Annotated in this window: 14 protein-coding genes; 4 read left to right on the forward strand and 10 right to left on the reverse strand. The window is 53.6% G+C overall.

Annotated features, from left to right (window positions below; all coding sequences use genetic code 11):
• Positions 1-89: 89 nt before the first annotated feature.
• The 9 genes from bamA to rpsB form a co-directional block, all read right to left on the reverse strand.
• Positions 90-2,507: an outer membrane protein assembly factor BamA gene (bamA, locus tag ACOTX3_RS17005; RefSeq protein WP_013095659.1), complete on the reverse strand. Its 2,418-nt coding sequence runs from the start codon at positions 2,505-2,507 to the stop codon at positions 90-92.
• A 31-nt stretch (positions 2,508-2,538) separates the two neighbouring features.
• Positions 2,539-3,891, reverse strand: a complete 1,353-nt coding sequence (gene rseP / locus ACOTX3_RS17010) for a sigma E protease regulator RseP (protein ID WP_014830712.1) — start codon at positions 3,889-3,891, stop codon at positions 2,539-2,541.
• A gap of 11 nt (positions 3,892-3,902) precedes the next feature.
• Complete coding sequence (cdsA, locus tag ACOTX3_RS17015; protein WP_013095657.1) at positions 3,903-4,760, reverse strand: phosphatidate cytidylyltransferase; 858 nt, start codon at positions 4,758-4,760, stop codon at positions 3,903-3,905.
• A gap of 12 nt (positions 4,761-4,772) precedes the next feature.
• Entirely contained in the window at positions 4,773-5,531 is a 759-nt protein-coding gene (ispU, locus tag ACOTX3_RS17020; protein ID WP_028028110.1) for a (2E,6E)-farnesyl-diphosphate-specific ditrans,polycis-undecaprenyl-diphosphate synthase, read from the reverse strand.
• 186 nt (positions 5,532-5,717) lie between these two features.
• Positions 5,718-6,917 (reverse strand): 1-deoxy-D-xylulose-5-phosphate reductoisomerase, encoded by a 1,200-nt coding sequence (ispC, locus tag ACOTX3_RS17025; protein WP_058679215.1) that lies wholly within the window; start codon positions 6,915-6,917, stop codon positions 5,718-5,720.
• Between the two features lie 95 nt (positions 6,918-7,012).
• Positions 7,013-7,570 carry a ribosome recycling factor gene (gene frr, locus ACOTX3_RS17030; protein ID WP_008501909.1) on the reverse strand — a complete coding sequence of 186 codons (558 nt, stop codon included), beginning with the start codon at positions 7,568-7,570 and terminating at the stop codon, positions 7,013-7,015.
• A gap of 167 nt (positions 7,571-7,737) precedes the next feature.
• A complete protein-coding gene (pyrH, locus tag ACOTX3_RS17035) occupies positions 7,738-8,463 on the reverse strand; it encodes a UMP kinase (RefSeq protein ID WP_003856194.1) in 726 nt (241 codons plus the stop codon).
• A gap of 151 nt (positions 8,464-8,614) precedes the next feature.
• Positions 8,615-9,466, reverse strand: a complete 852-nt coding sequence (tsf, locus tag ACOTX3_RS17040) for a translation elongation factor Ts (protein ID WP_008501911.1) — start codon at positions 9,464-9,466, stop codon at positions 8,615-8,617.
• A gap of 117 nt (positions 9,467-9,583) precedes the next feature.
• On the reverse strand, positions 9,584-10,309 hold the full coding sequence (gene rpsB / locus ACOTX3_RS17045; protein ID WP_013095653.1) for a 30S ribosomal protein S2: 726 nt from the start codon (positions 10,307-10,309) through the stop codon (positions 9,584-9,586).
• A 321-nt stretch (positions 10,310-10,630) separates the two neighbouring features.
• Between rpsB and map the strand changes: the two genes are divergently transcribed.
• From map to ACOTX3_RS17065, 4 genes are all read left to right on the forward strand, one after another.
• Complete coding sequence (gene map / locus ACOTX3_RS17050; RefSeq protein WP_013095652.1) at positions 10,631-11,425, forward strand: type I methionyl aminopeptidase; 795 nt, start codon at positions 10,631-10,633, stop codon at positions 11,423-11,425.
• A gap of 63 nt (positions 11,426-11,488) precedes the next feature.
• Positions 11,489-14,164 carry a bifunctional uridylyltransferase/uridylyl-removing protein GlnD gene (gene glnD, locus ACOTX3_RS17055; RefSeq protein WP_013095651.1) on the forward strand — a complete coding sequence of 892 codons (2,676 nt, stop codon included), beginning with the start codon at positions 11,489-11,491 and terminating at the stop codon, positions 14,162-14,164.
• A 32-nt stretch (positions 14,165-14,196) separates the two neighbouring features.
• Positions 14,197-15,021, forward strand: a complete 825-nt coding sequence (gene dapD, locus ACOTX3_RS17060; RefSeq protein ID WP_013095650.1) for a 2,3,4,5-tetrahydropyridine-2,6-dicarboxylate N-succinyltransferase — start codon at positions 14,197-14,199, stop codon at positions 15,019-15,021.
• Positions 15,022-15,132: 111 nt separating this feature from the next.
• A complete protein-coding gene (locus ACOTX3_RS17065) occupies positions 15,133-15,522 on the forward strand; it encodes a DUF3461 family protein (RefSeq protein ID WP_008501916.1) in 390 nt (129 codons plus the stop codon).
• Positions 15,523-15,626: 104 nt separating this feature from the next.
• On the opposite strand, the gene cdaR is transcribed toward ACOTX3_RS17065, so the two are convergent.
• On the reverse strand, positions 15,627-16,784 hold the full coding sequence (gene cdaR / locus ACOTX3_RS17070) for a DNA-binding transcriptional regulator CdaR (RefSeq protein ID WP_013095649.1): 1,158 nt from the start codon (positions 16,782-16,784) through the stop codon (positions 15,627-15,629).
• Positions 16,785-16,871: the final 87 nt, after the last annotated feature.

The following is a 16,871-nucleotide window of genomic DNA, read 5'->3' on the forward strand; positions in this document are numbered from 1 at the left end:
GGTACCGTTCTTTGCGTGGCAAGGCGATCGTTTTACCGATCGCCGGTTGTCAGCGCTACACTGCCAACGCATTCCTTTGCCGCGGAGAATTACCAGGTTTTACCAATGTTAAACTGGAATTGCTCCGACTTATCTCCATCATATTTCTTAAACGGCTGGGCGTAAGAGAAGACCAACGGCCCCAGCGGTGACATCCATTGTAATGCGATACCTGCAGACATGCGAATATTGCCCGGATCGCTGTAGTCTGGAACACCTGCCGCACGCATCTGGGCAGTGTTCTCCCAGTTGGTATCCCACACGGTACCGGCATCCCAGAAGAAGGACGTACGGACTGAGTTGGCGTATTTATCACTGATAAATGGCGTTGGCGTGATGAACTCAAGGCTCGCCACGGCCATGGCGTTACCGCCTACCGCATCATCAGAGCTACAAACCTGTTTTGGATCCCGGCTTGCGCAGTTATCTTCGTCATTACCGCCGTAATAAACCGCTTTCGGACCAATGTTGTTGGACTGGAAGCCACGAACGGTACTGGAACCACCGGCGTAGAAGTTCTCATAGAACGGCATCTCTTTGCCGCCTAAACCATCGCCATAGCCCCAACGGGTACGACCCAGAACCACCCACTTATGATCGTCATCGATCGGGAAGTACGAGGCAGTATCGAGCGTTAACTTGTAGAACTCGTTATCAGAACCAGGAATAGTCACTTTACCATTCAGGTTGACACGTGAACCTTCCGTTGGGAAGTACCCACGGTCAAGGCGGTTATACGTCCAGCCGTAGTTGAAGGTGAAGTCATCCGCCGCAAAACCGTTGTTATCGCTGGAGGTGCTCGCCGACTGGCCGATAGAGTCGAGATAACGCCACATTGCCACCTGCGGTTGCATATTGGACAGGTCGTTATGCACGTAACCTAAGCCCGCACGCAGGGTGTTGTATTCGTTAACCGGGAATCCAAGCGTACCGTCTACACCGTAGCTCTTGTTGGTGTACGAGGACAGATCCGCGTCGTCTGCTTTAAAGTCGTTATAGAAGATACGACCACCCAGGCTCACACCGTCAACGGTGAAGTATGGGTTAGTGACAGAGAACTCAGAATAGGTCTGGTAGTCGTTTTTGGTACCGTTGATACCCACCGAGTAACCCGTACCCAGCCAGTTATCCTGCTGAACGCCAACCTGGAAGCTCACGCCGCTTTCAGTACCGTAGCCCACACCGAAGTTAAAGCTACCGGTATTACGCTCTTTCACTTTGTACACGACATCAACCTGGTCCGGGCTGCCTGGCACACGCTGGGTATCGGTATCAACCGTCTCAAAATAGCCCAGTCGGTTCAGACGTTCTTTACCCTGGTCAACGAGGTCGCTACCCAACCATGCCCCTTCCATCTGGCGCATTTCGCGACGCAGAACGGAATCTTTGGAGGTGTCGTTACCTTCGAAGCGGATCTTACGCACGTAGAAACGGTTGCCCGCATCAACGTTGACGTGAAGCTTAACGGTTTTATCCGCGTCGTTGATTTCCGGCTGAGTTTGCACACGCGGATAGGCATAACCATAGCGGCCGAGCAGCTTTTTAATGCCGTCTTCCATTTTGGTTACTTTAGAACCGCTGTACAGATCGCCTGGCTGAATTTTGGTCAGCGATTCGATCTCGGCAGAATGCCCCGCCAGGTTGCCACTTACTTCAACACCCGAAAGCTTGTACTGATCGCCTTCTGTAATGTTAATCGTAATGTAGATCCCTTTCTTGTCCGGGGTCAGACTCACCTGAGTCGAGTCGATGTTGAAACGGGCATAACCGCGATCCAGATAGTAGCTGCGCAGGGTTTCGAGGTCGCCCGCCAGTTTCTGTTTCTGGTATTTGCGATCGCCCACCACGTTCCACCACGGCACTTCGTCACGCAGCTGGAAGGTGGAGATCAGTTCGTCGGTAGTGAACGCGTGGTTCCCGACGATGTTGATCTGTTGGATCTTCGCCGAGACGCCTTCCTGGAAGACCAGCTTCAGGTCAACACGGTTACGCGGCAGCGGAGTCACCACCGCTTTCACGCTGGCGCTGTACTTACCGACGCTGTAATAGAAGTCTTCCAGACCTTTTTCAATGTCTGAAAGGGTGGTGCGGTCCAGAGATTCCCCCACACGAACACCGGATGCTTCAAGGTTTTGCTTGAGCATGTCATCTTTCACCGACTTGTTACCGGAGAAAGTGATACTGGCGATCGTTGGACGTTCTTTTACCTGAACCAGCAGCGTATCACCATCGCGCAGGACGCGGACATCCTCAAAGTTGCCGGTGGCAAACAGAGCACGGATGGTGTTACTGATGTCATCATCATTAACCGTATCGCCGGGGCGCACAGGCATACTGAGGAGGGCCGCACCAACGGCGACACGCTGAAGGCCTTCGAAATGAATGTCTTTCACTACGAACCCGTCAGCACCGTATACGGTGGCGCTGCTAAACAGCAGCGACGCTATGAGCAACTTTTTCATCGCCATCGTTATTATGCGTTCTTCCTAACTAACTCTCTTACAACCGAGAGAAATCATTGAAAAGTGCAAGCCCCATTAACAGCACCAGCAAAATCGAGCCAATGCGATAACTAAAGTCTTGAACTCGCTCGGATACCGGCCCGCCTTTTAGCTTTTCAATCGCTAAAAACAGCAGATGACCCCCGTCTAAAACGGGAAGCGGGAACAGGTTGATGATCCCAAGGTTCACGCTAATGAGCGCGAGAAACATGAGATAGTAAATCACCCCGAACTCCGCTGACATCCCAGCCCCCTGAGCTATCGAAATTGGCCCACTGAGGTTGTTCAGTTTCACATCACCGGTTATCAATTTCCCCAACATGTTTACCGTCAGCTTCATCAGTTGCCATGTTTTATCCGTGGCTTCAAGGATGGCGCTAAACGGCCCATACTGGCGTATTGTCTTATACTCATCTGGCAGCGGGATCACTTTAGGCACAACGCCTGCAAACCCTTCTGCCTTTTTGCCGACCGATTTGCTATCCGGGATCAGCGTCAGCGAGAGTGGACTACCCTGCCTTTCAACTTCCAGCGCGAGCGACGTACCCGGATTATCGCGCACCAGAGTAACAAAGGTCATCCACTGTGTTAATGGCTGACCATCGACTTTAACGATCCTGTCGCCAGCTTGCAAACCCGCTTTGCTCGCCGCCGAATTTGCCTGAACTTCGGCTAATATCGGTTCGATCTGCGCACCACGTGGGCGAATCCCCAGCGCAGAGACGGGATCTTCTTTGTCTGGCTCGAAACTCCAGTGACGCAAATCCAGCACTTTATTCTGTCGCTGGTCAGAACCAAACGGTGACACGCTGACCGTGGTCTGCTCATCACCGATTTTGGCTACCAGTTGCAGTCGCACGGCATCCCAATCAGGGGTTTCGATACCATCAATCGCTTTAAGTTCCATCCCCGGCGTAATTTGCGCACTCGCCGCGATGGAATTGGGGGCGATTTCACCGACAACCGGACGCACGCCCGGAACGCCGATGATAAACACCAGCCAGTAAGCGAAGATAGCAAAGATGAAATTGGCTACCGGTCCGGCAGCAATGATGGCGGCACGTTGTCCAACGGTTTTGTTGTTAAACGCGCTGTGTCGAAGCTCAGGGGCCACAGGCTCAACACGTTCGTCGAGCATTTTGACGTAGCCACCGAGCGGGATAAGGGCGATGACAAATTCCGTGCCGTGACGGTCAGTACGCGTCCAGAGTGATTTGCCAAAACCGATGGAGAACCGCTCTACGCGCACACCGCAACGGCGAGCAACCCAGAAATGGCCAAATTCATGCACGGTAATCAGTACACCCAGTGCAACAATGAACGCCGCCAGATTCCAGAGAATGCTCAGCATAAAACCTTCCGTTAAATCGTCCCGAATACCAGTAAAAGCAGACAAGCAAACACGGGAACAGCCGCTGTCAGGCTGTCAATGCGATCCAGTATCCCGCCATGCCCTGGAATCAGGTGTCCGCTGTCCTTAATCCCTGCTTCTCGCTTGAACATACTTTCGGTTAAATCACCGAGTACCGAGGCCAGCGCGGCAAAAATCGAACACACCAGCAGTATTGACGGTGCAATGTCCAGATTCGCCCAGACGCCATAGCCCCAGGAGATAATCGCTGCCGTAAACAGGCCGCCGATGAATCCTTGCCAGGTTTTACCAGGCGACACCTTCGGAGCCAGTTTATGTTTGCCGAACAGTTTACCAAACATATAGGCCCCAGAGTCAGCCCCCCAGACCAGAATCATCACATAAAGCAGCCAAATCGCACCGCTGTAGTGGTTTTCGTCGTAGTGCCAGGCGCGCAGAGCCACCATGCCCCAGAAAAAAGGCACGATGGTAAGAAGACCAAATATAAGGCGCAGCACTTTTGAATTGCGCCACAACGCCGCGGAGCCTGGATAAAAAAGCACCAAAACAAGGGCGGCGATCCACCAGGCCAACGATACCCACAGGGACCCGGCAACCAGTGGTTGGTGAATATCATGGTGATATTCAGGCAAGGTAAACAGCATCAGGGCCAGGATCAAGCCACAGAGTACCGCCAGCCATACCCGCTGACTGCGCGACGTAAAGCCGCTAAACTGTCCCCATTCCCACGCGGCCAGCATACACACCACCAGCGTGACAATAGCAAATCCCACCGGGGGCAGTAAAAACAGCGCCGCAATGACAATGGGTATTAATACAAAAGCGGAAATCAGGCGATACTTCAGCAAAAGCTACCCCCATCAGGCTTTGTCGCCACCAGGCTCGGTGCCGCCGAAACGACGCTCTCGATTGGCAAAGGCATGCAGCGCACCTTCAAAGTCTTGTTCATCAAAATCGGGCCAAAGCACATCCGTAAAGTAAAGTTCGGCATAGGCAATTTGCCACAGCAAAAAGTTACTTATGCGATGTTCTCCCCCTGTCCTAATTACCAAATCCACAGGTGCCAGTTCATTCATGCAGATTTGCTTGCTCAGCGCGTCTTCATCAATTTGGTCGGGTCTCAACAACCCTTCCTGAACCTGTTCGGCCAGGTGCCGAACCCCCTGGATAATATCCCAGCGTCCACCGTAATTCGCCGCGATATTCAGCGTCAGACCCGTGTTATTTTCAGTCAGCGCTTCTGCTTTACGAATCCGTTCCTGCAAACGTGAGTTAAAACGACTGGTTTCGCCAATGACACGCAGGCGCACGTTGTGGCGGTGCAGGCTTTTTACTTCGCTGTCGAGCGCCCACACAAACAGTTCCATCAACGCAGTCACTTCCTGCGCAGGTCGATTCCAGTTTTCACTGCTAAAAGCATAGAGCGTTAACGCATCAATGCCGTTATTGGCGGCAAAAGAGACGGCGCGGCGAACAGATTTCGCCCCAGCTTTATGCCCAAAGGCTCGTATCTTCCCTTGTCTTTTCGCCCAGCGGCCATTGCCATCCATGATGATTGCTACATGACGGCAGCCATGAGCTGGCAAGTTTTCGCTTATTGGTTGATTCGCAGACAACATAACGCGTTTTTAGTCCCTGAAAAGGATTTAACGGTACTCAGGAATACTGAAGCCTATACGTAAAAAAGCCGTGTCAAACCACGGCTTACCTGACCACTTAAAGTCAAATACCTGCGATCAGGTGGCGCAGACTATATCACCGAAGCCCAACGCTAACAAATAGCACGACGACTAGTGCTTGCTTTATCACCAGCTTGCGAGACGTGTCACCTGTTTGCGCGCAATAATACGAGCCTGCTCATCCACCGCCAGCACCTCTTCCACGCTTTGTGGTTCGCGCAGATCCATCAACTCCAGTACCGACAAATTCAGCATAGCGATATCGGTGAAACGGATCTGCTGATTCAGAAATGCTTCAACGGTAATTTCATTGGCTGCATTGAGTGCCGTCGTCGCCGCCTGCCCCTGGTCAAAGGCATTCATTGCAAGCTTAAGACACGGATAACGATCGTAGTCAGGTTCACTGAACGTCAGGGAACTCAGCTTGCAAAAATCGAGTGGCTTCACGCCAGATTTCACGCGTTCAGGCCATGCCATTGCATGTGCAATTGGCGTACGCATATCCGGCTCTCCCAGCTGTGCCAGCACGCTGCCGTCCTGATAGCGTACCATCGAGTGAATCACCGATTGCGGGTGGATCAGCACTTCCATCTGTTTCGCCGACGCGTTAAACAGCCAGCGAGCTTCAATGTATTCCAGACCTTTGTTCATCATAGTGGCAGAGTCAACGGAGATCTTACGCCCCATTGACCAGTTCGGATGACGGCACGCCTGATCCGGCGTCATTGTGCTCAGTTCAGACAGTGGCGTTTCACGGAACGGGCCACCAGACCCGGTAAGCAAAATCGATACAACCCCATTCTGCTCCAGGTCAGCGTACCCCAGGTTCTGCTGAAAAGGTTGCGGTAAACTCTGAAAAATGGCGTTGTGCTCGCTGTCGACCGGCAAAAGACGTGCTCCGCGCTGCTTAACCGCCTCCATAAACAGACGTCCGCAGGTTACCAGCGACTCTTTATTCGCCAGCAGAACATCTTTACCGGCATCGATGGCGGCCAGCGTCGGCAGCAACCCGGCCGCGCCAACAATGGCGGCCATCACCTGATCGACCTCGTCCAGCGCGGCCATCTCACAGGCAGCCTGCTGCCCGCTCAGAACCTCAGTACGACTGCCCTTCTCTTGCAGAGCGGCTTTCAGCTGGCGGGCACTCTCTTCGTCATCCATTACCGCATAGCGGGGCGTAAACTCCAGACACTGCTCGACCATTCGCTGCACATTCTTCCCGGCCACCAGTGCTGTCACGGTGTAAAGCGCAGGGTTGTGGCGTACAACGTCGAGAGTGCTGCAACCGATAGATCCGGTTGAGCCAAGGAGAGTTAAATGCTTCATGAGATGCCCGAAAAAAGTTAGACCAGATAAAAGCAAAACGCCGCCAGCAAGACCCGAAGTCCCTCTGAACGGCGTTTATCAGTGTAAGACAGAAATCAGAACTGCATCAGTTCCGCTTCTTTATCTGCCAGCGCCGCATCAATTTTCTTGATGGCAGCGTCAGTCATTTTCTGAATATCGTCCTGTGAACGACGATCGTCATCTTCACTGATCTCTTTTTCTTTCAGCAGCGCTTTCACTTTATCGTTAGCGTCGCGACGGACGTTACGCACGGAAACACGACCCTGCTCAGCTTCGCCACGCACGACTTTGATCAGGTCTTTACGACGCTCTTCGGTCAGTGGAGGCAGTGGAACACGGATATCAGCACCCGCAGAGCTTGGGTTCAGACCGAGGTCAGATGCCATGATCGCTTTCTCAACTGCCGGGCCCATAGAGCGATCGAACACGTTGATTTTCAGCGTACGGGTATCTTCCACGGTCACGCTCGCCAGCTGGCGCAGAGGGGTAGGCGTACCGTAGTACTCTACGATGATGCCATCCAGCAGGCTTGGAGAAGCACGGCCAGTACGGATTTTGCTGATTTGGGTTTTGAACGCTTCTACGCATTTTTCCATGCGTACTTCAGCATCTTTTCTGATGTCGTTAATCACGTTACGAATCCTTGAAAACTTGTCTCAGGCAGACTATCCGCCAGCACAGTGCTACAGGTGTGCTAAGTATAGTCGCGTTTAATTCATGACAACGCCAATGGCGCGTCCGGGTAAGATACCACTTCAAAATAAAGCGGAATCTTACCTGTATTTATCGCCGACGGAAATTATTCCGTGATCAATGTGCCTTCTTTTTCGCCCATGACCACGCGGCGCAGTGCGCCAGGCTTATTCATATTGAAGACACGGATCGGCAGTTTGTGGTCGCGAGCCAGCGTGAAGGCGGCAAGATCCATCACTTTCAGCTCTTTTTCCAGCACTTCGCTGTAGGACAGCTGATCGTACATGGTGGCAGAGGGATCTTTTGCCGGGTCGGCGGTAAACACGCCATCCACTTTGGTTGCTTTCAGCACCACATCGGCTTCGATTTCGATACCGCGCAGGCAGGCAGCGGAATCGGTTGTAAAGAACGGGTTACCCGTACCGGCGGAGAGGATCACCACGCGGTTGTTGCGCAGCAGGCTGATCGCTTCTGCCCAGCTGTAGTTATCGCAAACGCCATTCAAAGGAATAGCGGACATCAGGCGGGCATTCACATAGGCACGATGCAACGCATCACGCATTGCCAGACCGTTCATCACGGTTGCCAGCATACCCATATGGTCGCCCACAACGCGGTTCATCCCCGCTTTCGCCAGACCAGCACCACGGAAAAGGTTGCCACCGCCAATGACCACGCCGACCTGAATACCCAGTTCGACAAGTTCTTTGATCTCCTGTGCCATGCGGTCGAGAATGCTTGCGTCAATACCGAAGCCTTCCGATCCCTGCAGCGCTTCGCCACTCAGCTTAAGCAGAATGCGTTTGTACACGGGTTTTGCATTGGTAGCCATGTTTCTTTCCTGAGACTGTCAACGATTAAGATGGGGGTTAATTCTGGCGACATAGTATGTCGCATACCAGCACAGCGATACGGGATCCTGTCTGATTTTCGTCTGACGGGTGACAAAAAGAAGCCGCCCTCAGGCGGCTCCTTTTTCATCATTAAGACTGCTTGGACATTGCAGCAACTTCTGCTGCGAAGTCAGTCTCAACTTTCTCGATGCCTTCGCCCACTTCGAAGCGGATGAAGCCAGTTACGTCAGCGTTGTGCTCTTTCAGCAGCTGAGCAACGGATTTGCTTGGATCCATAACGAAAGGCTGGCCAGTCAGAGAAACTTCGCCGGTGAATTTCTTCATGCGGCCTTCAACCATTTTCTCTGCGATTTCTTTTGGCTTACCAGACTGCATCGCGATGTCCAGCTGAACCTGGTACTCTTTCTCTACCACTTCAGCAGACACGTCTTCTGGTTTAACGAATTCTGGTTTGCTTGCAGCGATGTGCATTGCCAGCTGTTTAACCAGCTCTTCGTCAGCGCCTTTAGCCGCAACCAGAACACCGATACGCGCACCGTGCTGGTAAGAACCCAGAACGTCGCCTTCCAGGGAAGCTACGCGACGGATGTTGATGTTCTCACCGATTTTAGCAACCAGCGCAACACGTTCTTCTTCGAACTGTGCTTTCAGAACTTCAACGTCAGTGATTTTGCCAGCAACAGCTGCGTCCAGAACTTTGTTAGCAAATGCCTGGAAACCACCATCTTTAGCAACGAAGTCAGTCTGGCAGTTAACTTCCAGAATGATGCCGTAGTTGCCGTCGATTTTAGTGATGATCACGCCGTCAGCAGCAACGTTGCCTGCTTTTTTAGCTGCTTTGATCGCACCGGATTTACGCATGTTTTCGATTGCCAGCTCGATGTCGCCGTTCGCTTCAGTCAGCGCTTTTTTGCAATCCATCATGCCTGCGCCAGTACGCTCGCGCAGCTCTTTTACCAGGGATGCGGTAATTTCAGCCATTCTTAAATCCTCGGGAGATGTGAACTGCCCGGCCTGCGGCCAAACAGTATAAATTGAAAAAAGGGGCCGATAATGGGCCCCTATTCATACACGGTACTAATAAGGGGTGAAACCTTATTATTCAGCTTCTACGAAGCTTTCTTCCGCCTGAGAAGCCAGATCCTGGGAACGGCCTTCACGAACGGTAGCAGCTACAGCGCTCAGGTACAGGCTAACAGCACGGATTGCGTCGTCGTTACCCGGGATAACGAAGTCAACACCGTCCGGATCGGAGTTGGTATCAACGATAGCGAATACCGGGATACCCAGGTTGTTAGCTTCTTTGATTGCGATGTGCTCGTGGTCTGCATCGATTACGAACAGCGCGTCTGGCAGGCCGCCCATATCTTTGATACCGCCCAGGCTGTTTTCCAGCTTGTCCAGCTCACGAGTGCGCATCAGCGCTTCTTTCTTAGTCAGCTTGTCGAAAGTACCGTCCTGAGACTGGGTTTCCAGATCTTTCAGGCGCTTGATGGACTGACGAACAGTTTTCCAGTTGGTCAGCATGCCGCCCAACCAGCGATGGTTCACGAAGAACTGGTCGCAGCTGTTAGCAGCATCTTTCACAGCTTCGCTTGCAGCGCGCTTAGTACCAACGAACAGAATCTTACCTTTACGGGAAGCGATCTTGTTCAGCTCAGCCAGGGCTTCGTTGAACATTGGTACAGTTTTCTCAAGGTTGATGATGTGAACTTTGTTACGCGCGCCGAAGATGAAAGGCTTCATTTTCGGGTTCCAGTAACGGGTCTGGTGACCGAAGTGAACACCAGCCTTGAGCATGTCGCGCATGGAAACAGTTGCCATGTTTAAAACCTCTATATTGAAAGTTGGGGTTATGCCTCCACGTATCCCATATTACCGACCCCGAAGGGCACCCCGGAATATGTGCCGATACGTGTGTGTTGTTACACAAAGTGAGATATATCGCTCCCGTCCAGCCTGTGTATCTGAGATGGATCGGAAGTCCGGCGCGCTTTATACCACAAATCACGACCAGAAACCAATAATTGTTGGCGTAGTGTGCTGTTAATGATTCTCAGTTTGGCACGGGGTGCGCCTGACTGATACCATTGACGGTACTTAGACTAGTATTGTCGAAAAAATCGACACCGATGGACAGATTACATGGCTATCTCTATTAAGACCCCTGAAGAAATTGAAAAGATGCGCGTCGCCGGTCGTCTGGCCGCGGAAGTGCTGGAAATGATCGAGCCGTTCGTGAAACCGGGCGTCAGCACCGGCGAGCTGGACCGCATCTGTAACGACTATATCGTTAACGAGCAGCACGCGGTCTCCGCCTGCCTCGGCTACCACGGTTTCCCGAAATCCGTCTGCATTTCTATAAATGAAGTGGTGTGCCACGGTATTCCGGATGACGAAAAACTGCTGAAAGATGGCGACATCGTCAACATCGACGTCACCGTCATTAAAGATGATTACCACGGTGACACCTCGAAGATGTTTATCGTGGGCAAGCCAACCATCCTGGGTGAGCGCCTGTGTAAAGTGACGCAGGAGAGCCTCTACCTGGCGCTGAAGATGGTGAAACCGGGCATTCGCCTGCGCACCATTGGTGCCGCTATCCAGAAGTTTGTCGAAGCGGAAGGTTTCTCCGTGGTTCGCGAATATTGTGGTCACGGCATTGGCCGCGTCTTCCACGAAGAGCCGCAGGTTCTGCACTACGATGCGGATGACGGCGGCGTGGTGCTGCAAAAAGGGATGACCTTCACCATCGAGCCGATGGTCAACGCGGGTGACTACCGTATCCGTACCATGAAAGATGGCTGGACGGTGAAAACCAAAGACAGAAGCTTGTCTGCACAGTACGAGCATACTATTGTGGTAACAGACAACGGCTGCGAAATTATGACGTTGCGCAAGGATGACACCATCCCGGCAATACTGACGCACGATGAATGATAAAAAAGCCGGCAAATGCCGGCTTTTTTAATGGCGATAGCTTTTTCTTATGGGTGGCGCACGATGAGTAATCTATTACCCGAACAGTATGCTAACACAGCACTTCCCACCCTTCCCGACCAGCCCGATAACCCGGGCGTCTGGCCGCAGCACGAGCTGAGCTGTGCCGGCATCAAAGCCCATATGGATGTCTTCCAGCGCTGGCTGGGAAGCGCGTTTGATGCGGGCATTTCCGCCGAACAGCTCATTGAAGCGCGCACCGAATTTATTGACCAGCTTCTGCAACGCCTGTGGATTGAGTACGGATTCGGGCAGGTCAGCGACGTGGCGCTGGTTGCCGTCGGGGGCTATGGCCGCGGTGAGCTGCATCCGCTTTCCGATATTGACCTGCTGATCTTAAGCCGCAAAAAACTGCCGGACGAACAGGCGCAGAAGATTGGCGAATTGCTGACGCTGCTCTGGGATGTGAAACTGGAAGTCGGCCACAGCGTACGCACCCTGGAAGAGTGCCTGCTGGAGGGGCTATCGGATCTGACCGTTGCCACCAACCTGATTGAAACCCGCCTGCTGATCGGCGACGTCGCGCTGTTCCTGGAACTGCAAAAACACATATTCAGCGACGGCTTCTGGCCATCAGAAAAGTTCTTCGCCGCTAAGGTCGAGGAACAAAATCAACGCCACCAGCGCTATCACGGCACAAGCTATAACCTTGAACCGGATATCAAAAGCAGCCCCGGCGGCCTGCGCGATATCCACACATTACAGTGGGTAGCCCGTCGCCACTTTGGCGCCACCTCGCTGGATGAAATGGTGGGTTTTGGCTTTTTAACCGAAGCCGAGCGAAACGAGCTCAACGAGTGTCTGCATCTACTGTGGCGCATTCGTTTTGCCCTCCATCTTGAACTTAATCGCTACGATAACCGTCTGTTGTTCGACCGCCAGCTCAGCGTGGCCCAGCGCCTTCACTACAGCGGTGAGGGTAACGAACCGGTTGAGCACATGATGAAGGATTTCTTCCGCGTGACCCGACGCGTTACCGAACTCAACCAGATGCTATTGCAGCTGTTCGACGAAGCTATTCTGGCGCTGACGGCCGACGAAAAACCGCGCCCCATTGATGACGAGTTCCAACTACGCGGCACGCTTATCGATCTGCGCGACGAAACGCTGTTTATGCGCGAGCCGGAAGCGATCCTGCGGATGTTCTATACCATGGTCCGCAACAGCACGATCACCGGGATCTACTCCACCACCCTGCGCCATTTGCGCCATGCGCGCCGCCATCTGACGCAGCCGCTGTGCTATATCCCGGAAGCGCGTTCGCTGTTCCTGAGCATGCTCCGCCATCCGGGCGCCGTCAGCCGCGGACTGCTGCCAATGCACCGTCACAGCGTACTGTGGGCCTATATGCCGCAGTGGTCGCACATTGTCGGGCAGATGCAGTTCGATCTGTTCCATGCCTATACGGTGGATGAACACACGATCCGTGTCATGCTCAAGCTGGAGAGTTTTGCGAAAGAAGAGACTCGCTCCCGCCACCCGCTGTGCGTTGAGCTGTGGCCACGGTTGACCCATCCGGAGCTAATCCTGATTGCCGCCCTGTTCCACGATATCGCCAAAGGGCGCGGGGGGGACCACTCGGTGCTCGGCGCGCAGGACGTCCTGAAATTTGCCGAACTGCACGGTCTGAACTCACGTGAAACACAGCTGGTGGCCTGGCTGGTGCGCCATCATCTGCTGATGTCAGTCACCGCACAGCGTCGTGACATTCAGGACCCTGAAGTGATCAAGCAGTTTGCAGAAGAGGTACAAACAGAAAACCGTCTGCGCTATCTGGTCTGCCTGACGGTGGCCGATATCTGCGCCACCAACGAAACGCTGTGGAACAGCTGGAAGCAGAGCCTGCTGCGTGAACTGTACTTTGCGACCGAAAAACAGCTGCGTCGCGGAATGCAAAACACGCCGGACATGCGCGAGCGCGTGCGCCACCATCAGCTGCAGGCTCTGGCCCTGCTGCGGATGGACAACATTGATGAAGAGGCGTTGCATCAGATTTGGGCCCGCTGTCGTGCCAACTACTTTGTCCGTCACAGCCCAAACCAACTCGCCTGGCATGCGCGGCATCTGCTGCAGCATGATTTGTCGCAACCGATGATCCTGCTCAGCCCGCAGGCGACGCGCGGTGGTACCGAGATCTTTATCTGGAGCCCGGACCGCCCTTATCTGTTTGCTGCGGTATGCGCTGAACTGGACAGACGAAACCTGAGCGTGCACGACGCGCAGATTTTCACCACCCGCGACGGCATGGCGATGGACACCTTTATTGTGCTGGAGCCGGACGGCAGCCCGCTGTCGTCGGATCGTCATGAGGGGATACGTTTTGGTCTGGAGCAGGCCATCACTCAGCGCAGCTGGCAGCCGCCGCAGCCGCGTCGTCAGCCCGCGAAACTGCGCCACTTTACCGTCGATACCGAGGTCAATTTCCTGCCAACCCACACCGATCGTAAATCGTTCCTGGAGCTCATTGCCCTGGATCAGCCAGGTCTGCTCGCCCGCGTCGGCCAGGTCTTTGCCGATCTGGGAATTTCGCTCCACGGGGCCCGAATTACAACCATTGGCGAGCGAGTAGAAGATTTATTTATAATCGCAACAGCGGACCGGCGTGCCCTTAATAATGACCTGCAACTTGAAGTGCAACAACGGTTGACAGCAGCCCTCAATCCAAACGATAAAGGGTGACGTGTTTTTTAGTGAAATGGAAAGAGTAAACAATGCAGCAGTTACAGAACGTTATTGAGTCCGCTTTTGAGCGTCGCGCCGAGATTACCCCGGCAAATGTGGATACCGTTACCCGCGAAGCGGTTAACCAGGTGATTTCTCTGCTGGATTCCGGCGCGTTGCGTGTAGCAGAAAAAATCGACGGTCAGTGGGTCACTCATCAATGGCTGAAGAAAGCCGTGCTGCTCTCTTTCCGTATCAACGATAATCAGGTTATCGACGGAGCTGAAAGCCGCTACTTCGATAAAGTGCCAATGAAATTCGCTGATTACGACGAAGCGCGTTTCCAGAAAGAAGGCTTCCGCGTAGTGCCACCTGCTGCGGTGCGTCAGGGCGCGTTCATCGCCCGTAACACCGTACTGATGCCATCCTACGTAAACATCGGTGCCTATGTAGACGAAGGTACCATGGTGGATACCTGGGCTACCGTGGGCTCCTGCGCGCAGATCGGTAAAAACGTTCACCTGTCCGGCGGCGTCGGCATCGGTGGCGTACTGGAACCCCTGCAGGCTAACCCAACCATCATCGAAGACAATTGCTTCATCGGCGCGCGCTCTGAAGTGGTAGAAGGCGTGATCGTTGAAGAAGGCTCAGTAATCTCTATGGGCGTTTACATCGGTCAGAGCACCCGTATTTATGACCGTGAAACCGGCGAAATCCATTACGGCCGTGTTCCGGCAGGCTCCGTGGTTGTTTCCGGCAACCTGCCGTCTAAAGATGGTAAGTACAGCCTGTACTGTGCGGTTATCGTGAAGAAAGTGGACGCGAAAACCCGCGGTAAAGTGGGCATCAACGAATTGCTGCGCACCATCGATTAATCGGATATAACAAAAAGCGGGGGCAACCCCGCTTTTTTCATATCTGAGGGTGGCGAAAATAGATTTTTTCGTTAATTATTCAAAGGTTATGTTGAGATCAAGGGTACCGCTATGTACGATAATCTGAAAAGTCTGGGCATTACCAATCCTGATGAAATTGATCGTTACAGCCTTCGCCAGGAAGCCAACAACGACATTTTAAAAATCTATTTTCACAAGGACAAAGGAGAGTTTTTCGCCAAGAGCGTGAAGTTTAAATATCCACGCCAGCGTAAGACCGTCGTCGCAGACGGTGTAGGACAGGGATACAAAGAGGTTCAGGAAATCAGCCCCAACCTGCGCTATGTGATCGATGAACTCGATCAGATCTGCCAGCGCGACCGTACCGAAGTCGATCTCAAGCGTAAGATCCTTGACGATCTGCGTCACCTTGAAAGCGTTGTGACTAATAAGATCAGCGAGATTGAAGCGGATCTTGAGAAATTAACGCGTAACAAATAAGTTGGGTGCGGCCTGATGCCCTCACCCCGGCACTCTCCCACAGGGAGAGGGAGAAAACCATCATGTAGGCCGGGTAAGGCGAAGCCGCCACCCGGCAAACAGCATCATCGCTGTTCATCCAGCTGCAACGCCACATACAGCAGCAGCCTGTCGTCAAAACTTCCCAGATCCAGCCCTGTCAGCTCCGAAATCCGGTTGAGCCGATACTCCAGCGTGTTGCGGTGAATGAACAGCGCTTTCGACGTCGCCAGCGGCTGCACGTTATGCCGGAACCACGCCTGTAGCGTCCGGCGCAGCAGGCCATTGTTGTCCATCGCTTTCAGACGCGCGAGCGGACGCGCCAGCTCATTGGCCTGCCAGCCACCGCGCAGGCTGTCGAGCAGTACCGGCAGCATCAGATCCTGATAAAAATAGCTGCGGCTTTCCGGCATTCGCTGTTTACCCACCATCATCGTGGTACGCGCCGTACGCCATGAGCGGGCGATACTGCCAGGCCCGGTAAAGTAATTCCCCAGGGCGACGCGAAAACGCAGCTGACCATTCTCTTTCATACGGGAAATTAACTGCTCCACACGACGACGGTGATCTTCCGCATCCCAGCGACCGAACGCGTTAAGCGCCGGCTTGAGTACCACCATTTCCGTCAGGGATACAATCGCCACCAGGTTGTCGCGCTCCGGCGTTGCCAGCGCGTTTTGTAGCTGCTGCAATTCAGCCATCGCGCTATCGACCCCCAGCTGGCCGCTATCCACCTCAATCACCGCCACGACGCGCGGTTGGTTCAGGTCAATACCCAGACGCTGCGCCCACTCGCTCAGCGCAGGCGTATGCTCCTCTGCCTGAATCAGGTTCATCACCAGCTCTTCGCGCAGACGGCTGTCCTGGGCCAGCAGGTGCATCAGGCGCGACTGCTCCAGCATCATCTCCGCCGTCATGCAGACCAACTCGCCATATTTACGCAGTGATTCGGGTTCACCGGTCAGGCCTATTACGCCAACAATTTCCCCTTCAAGGCGCAGCGGTAAATTGATGCCCTGACGGACGCCGTGCAGGTGTTTCGCCACGGCATCATCGATATCCACGACCCGCCCCTGGGAAAGCACCAGCAGTGCACCTTCGTGCAATTCCCCAATACGCTCGCGATCGCCGCTGCCAATAATGCGCCCGCGGGCATCCATTACGTTAATATTGGTATCGATGATGCGCATGGTGCGCGCCACGATATCCTGCGCCATTTTGGTATCAAGATGCCAGCCAGCCATGTAACCCTCCTGTGAGCAGAGCTCAAGCATAGGGGAGTTCGGTTACGGTCGCATTGTGCGAATGCACAAAATCAGGCAGTGAAGTAT

This window comes from Enterobacter cloacae complex sp. IR5384, assembly GCF_049237265.1.
GTDB classification, from domain to species: Bacteria; Pseudomonadota; Gammaproteobacteria; order Enterobacterales; family Enterobacteriaceae; genus Enterobacter; species Enterobacter cloacae.